This is a genomic window from Actinospica sp. (genome assembly GCF_035552695.1).
In the GTDB taxonomy this organism is placed as follows: Bacteria; Actinomycetota; Actinomycetes; order Streptomycetales; family Catenulisporaceae; genus Actinospica.
The window spans coordinates 1-3,860 of record NZ_DASZKT010000181.1; the positions used below are offsets into that span (position 1 = coordinate 1).

At 71.8% G+C, this 3,860-nt stretch carries 4 protein-coding genes; 3 read left to right on the plus strand and 1 reads right to left on the minus strand.

Features of this window, described 5'->3' with window-relative positions; genetic code table 11:
• The first annotated feature begins 152 nt into the window (after window positions 1-152).
• From VG296_RS21200 to VG296_RS21210, 3 genes are all read left to right on the plus strand, one after another.
• On the plus strand, window positions 153-617 hold the full coding sequence (locus tag VG296_RS21200) for a hypothetical protein (protein WP_325568252.1): 465 nt from the start codon (window positions 153-155) through the stop codon (window positions 615-617).
• 65 nt (window positions 618-682) lie between these two features.
• Complete coding sequence (locus tag VG296_RS21205) at window positions 683-1,681, plus strand: pyridoxal-phosphate dependent enzyme (protein WP_325568254.1); 999 nt, start codon at window positions 683-685, stop codon at window positions 1,679-1,681.
• 47 nt (window positions 1,682-1,728) lie between these two features.
• Window positions 1,729-2,346, plus strand: coding sequence for an aldehyde dehydrogenase family protein (locus tag VG296_RS21210; protein ID WP_325568256.1), 618 nt, complete (start codon window positions 1,729-1,731; stop codon window positions 2,344-2,346).
• Window positions 2,347-2,575: 229 nt separating this feature from the next.
• Here VG296_RS21210 and VG296_RS21215 read toward each other — a convergent pair whose 3' ends face one another.
• Window positions 2,576-3,382, minus strand: coding sequence for a methyltransferase domain-containing protein (locus tag VG296_RS21215; protein WP_325568258.1), 807 nt, complete (start codon window positions 3,380-3,382; stop codon window positions 2,576-2,578).
• Between the last annotated feature and the right edge of the window lie 478 nt (window positions 3,383-3,860).

Sequence of the window (3,860 nt, forward strand, 5' to 3'; positions counted from 1 at the left end):
TCCAGTTGGCGCCGCCCGGGTTGTTGATCTCCCAGGTCTCCACGTCTGCCGCACCCACCACGAGCTGGACCGGGACCTCCCGCATCGCGGCCAGGTCGACCGGCGCACCGAAGATCTCCGCGACGTCCTTGGTACCCAGCCCCCACACCCGCGTGTCGTCCAGCCGGGTGATCCGGCCGGGCGCGCACCGGCACCGCGCCGGATTCGTCGGGCACTACCTGATCGAGCCCGGCGAGCACGGGCTGCGCGCCCTGTCGGTGGAGGTGCGGGAGGACACCGTCCGGCTCACCCTGGCCGACGACACCGGTACGCACCAGATCGAGCACGGCGTCGGGCACTGGGTCCGCCAGCGCACCGGGGTCAGCGTGTGGCGGCTGCACCACGCCTACCAGGAGACCGACGCATTGATCCTCGCCGGTGCCGAGTGGACGGACGGCGGGGACGCGCTGGAACTGGCCTGGCACTTCCTGGAGGGCCCCTTCATCGATCGGCTGCGCCTGGTCTTCACCGCCGAGGGCGTGCGCGTCGACCGCGCCACCAACGTCAACTCGGGTCCGACCGCGCTCCCGGCGGTGCACGGCGTGCTCGCCGCGGACACCACCGTCGGCAACGCATAACCATCCCCTGTCAACGCCGACCACACACCTGGCAGCGTGCTGCCGCCAGGTGAAGGAGTTGCCCTGTGCCCCCGCTGAACCCGCTGACACCGGCCGAGATAGCCCGCCGCTCGACCGAGATCGCGCCCGCCCTGCACGAACACCTCGACAGCACCCCGCTGGTCCGGTTCGACGCGCTGAGCGACGAACTCGGCGTCGAGGTTCTGGTCAAGTGCGAGTTCCGGCAACGCACCGGCTCGTTCAAGGCGCGCGGCTCGCTGGCCAAGGCGATGACCCTGACCCCGCAACAACGTGCGGACGGCGTGGTCACGGCCTCCACCGGCAACCACGGACTCGGGGTCGTCAACGCGATGCGGGCACTCGGCGGCCGGGCCGTGGTGTTCGTGCCAGCCAGCGCCTCGACGGTGAAGGTCGACGCGTTGCGCCGCCTCGGCGTCGAATTGCACACCCACGACGCCGACGCCGGGGTCGTCGAGGGCATCGCCAGGGCCTACGCCGACGAGCACGGCCTGATCTACCTGGCGCCCTACAACGACCCAGACGTGATCGCCGGCCAGGGCACCGCAGGCGTGGAGATCGTCGAGCAGTTGGAGGGGCGGGACGTCGACGCTCTGTTCGTCAACGTCGGCGGGGGTGGCCTGATGAGCGGCGTCGCCTCGGTGGTCAGGCACCACCTCCCTGGCGTGCGCGTGTACGGCGCCTCGCCGCGCAACGACGCGGCGATGATCGCCTCGGTCGCGGCAGGCAAGGTCATCTCGGTGCCCACCGAGCTCACGCTGTCCGACGGTTCGGCAGGCAATCTGGAGGACGGCTCGATCACCGTCGACCTGTGCGCCGAACTGGTCGATGAGTGGGTTTCCGTTTCCGAGCAGGAGATCGCCGCCGAACTGGCCTCGATCATCGACACCGAGCACCTGCTGGTGGAGGGCGCGGCCGGAGTCGCCTTCGCGGCCGCCCGCCGGCACGCCGCCGCGCACCACGGCGGCCGGATCGTGGTGCTGGCCTGCGGCGCCAACATCGGCTCGGCCACCTTGGCCGGTGCGCTGCGCCTGGCGGCGCGCTAGCCGCGCCGGACCACGCACGCGTCGCCCCATCGAGAAAGGACCGGTTCATGCTGCGGTCGGTCAACCCGGCGACCGAAGCCACGATCGCTACTTACGACGAGCACACTCCGGACCAGGTCGAGGCCGCGCTCGCGGCTGCCGCGAGCGCACAACGGGCCTGGCGGGCCACGGACATCGCCGAGCGGCTCCCGCTGCTGACCGCGATCGCCCGCGAACTCCGGGCCGACCGGGAATCCTTCGCGCGGCTCATCACCAGCGAGATGGGCAAACCGATCGCCGAAGCACGTGCGGAGATCGACAAGTCGGCCTGGACGCTGGAGCACTACGCCGAGCACGCCGGGCACTACCTCGCGGCGCAGGTCGTGACCTCGGCCGCGACCGAGAGCACGATCGTCTTCGAGCCGCTCGGCGTGCTGCTGGCCGTCATGCCGTGGAACTACCCCTGCTGGCAGTTCGTGCGCGTGCTGGCCCCGGCTCTCGCCGCGGGCAACGGCGTGCTGCTCAAGCACGCAGGCAACGTGACCGGCTGCGCGATGCGGTTGGCGGAGATCCTGCGGAGGGCGGGTGCCCCGGCCGGACTGTGCACGTCGCTGCTGGTCGGCCCGGACGCCGTCGCGGACCTGATCGCCGACGATCGCGTCGCCGCCGTCACCCTGACCGGATAGGGTCCGCCACCAACACCTGACCGGCGGAACACCTCGAAGCCATGCCCGACGTCAGCGTGTTGCTCGATCTGGTGTCCGGCTGACCTCATGGCTGGCGAGTTCGCCGGAGCGTTCGGCGGTGACGGCCCAGCTGGCGATGAGGCTGAGGCGGTCGGCCGCGGGACTCTCGGCTGGGGCGGTGTAGACCAGCAGGGTGAGTCCGGGGTGGGCGGGAACTCCATTGCCTCGCCTACCGGTCCGGGCGGCGTCCCCACGCCGAGATCAGCGGTGCCAGGGTGAGGTCGAGTTCGCCTGCGGCGACGGCGGCCAGGTGCGCGTCGATCTCGGCGTCATCGGTCAGCCGGGCGGCGACCAGCTCGGCGCGGACCTGCCGTATCGACGCGATCTCCAGGCGGTCGCACACCGTCCCGCCGACCGGGAAACTGCCAGCAGCCGCGACGTCGATCAGGCCCGCCGCACGCAACGTCCTCGGCAGCGTACGGCCGTAGCGCAGGTCAGCGCCGCGGTGTGTCATCAGCTCCCGGAAGGCACTCCGCAGCCGGTTGGCGCGCTGCTGCGCCGGGCCGGTTTCGTCGAGGCACACCAACGGCTGCAGTTCGGTGTCGGCGTCTTCCACCAGTAGCCGGCCGCCGGGCCGCAGCGCCGCCACCATCGTTGCCAGCGCTCGGGCCCGGTCGGGCACGTGGATGAGGACGAGCCGGGCGTGCACCAGGTCGAACGTGCCCGGCTCCGGCGGCGGATCCGCGACGACGTCGTGCCTGCGTACCTCGTAGGTCCCGTGCGGGTCCAGCCACGCCGGGTTGATGTCGGTCGCCAGCACGTACCCGGTCGGTCCGACGGCCGCGGCGAGCGCCTCGGGGATGCCGCGGCCCCCGGCCCCCGCCTCCCAGCAGCGCCAGCCCGGCCCCACTCCCAGGCGGTCGAAGTGCCCGCGCGTCACGCCGTCGAACAACTCGGCCAGCGCGACGAACCGCTCGCCCGCCTCGGCCCGCGCATTGTCGAGAAGGTAGCGCTGCTCCGGGGCAGACGCCGGCACACCCGGTGAGCCGACAGCCTGCGCGGGCGGGGCAGCGATAGTGGCCGAGCTCGTGCAGGGGTCGTACGGCGAGGAGTTCACCGCTACATCCTCCCCCCTCACCCGGGCCGCAGTCAGTCCCGAAACAGCCCGCGTGACGAGCCCAAGCAGGGCCGCCACGACATCACGGAGTTGATCGCCGACCTCGACCTGCGCGGCCAGCGTTGCCTGGGCTGAGGCTCCCGCGTGTCCGGTCGCAGGCCGGGCCAGTCGCCGACCTTGTCCCAGCACAGCTCGGCTCCGGTTTGTGGGCCAGCGCAGGCCGGTGCGACTTTGAGGGTTGAGGAGCCTATGTGGTCCTGTTCCGCGTTGATCGCAACGCGCCGCGCAGCCACAGGGCGCAGGCGAGTGCGGCGATCGAGCAGCCGGCCAGCCACCAGAAGGTGGTGTGGAAGGCTGCCTCGGTGCCGTGCGAGAGGCCGCCGGCCAGGACGACGGC

Coding starts and splice junctions, on each gene's coding strand:
- VG296_RS21210 (WP_325568256.1), top strand. CDS start 1,729: ATGCTGCGGTCGGTCAACCCGGCGACCGAAGCCACGATCGCTACTTAC.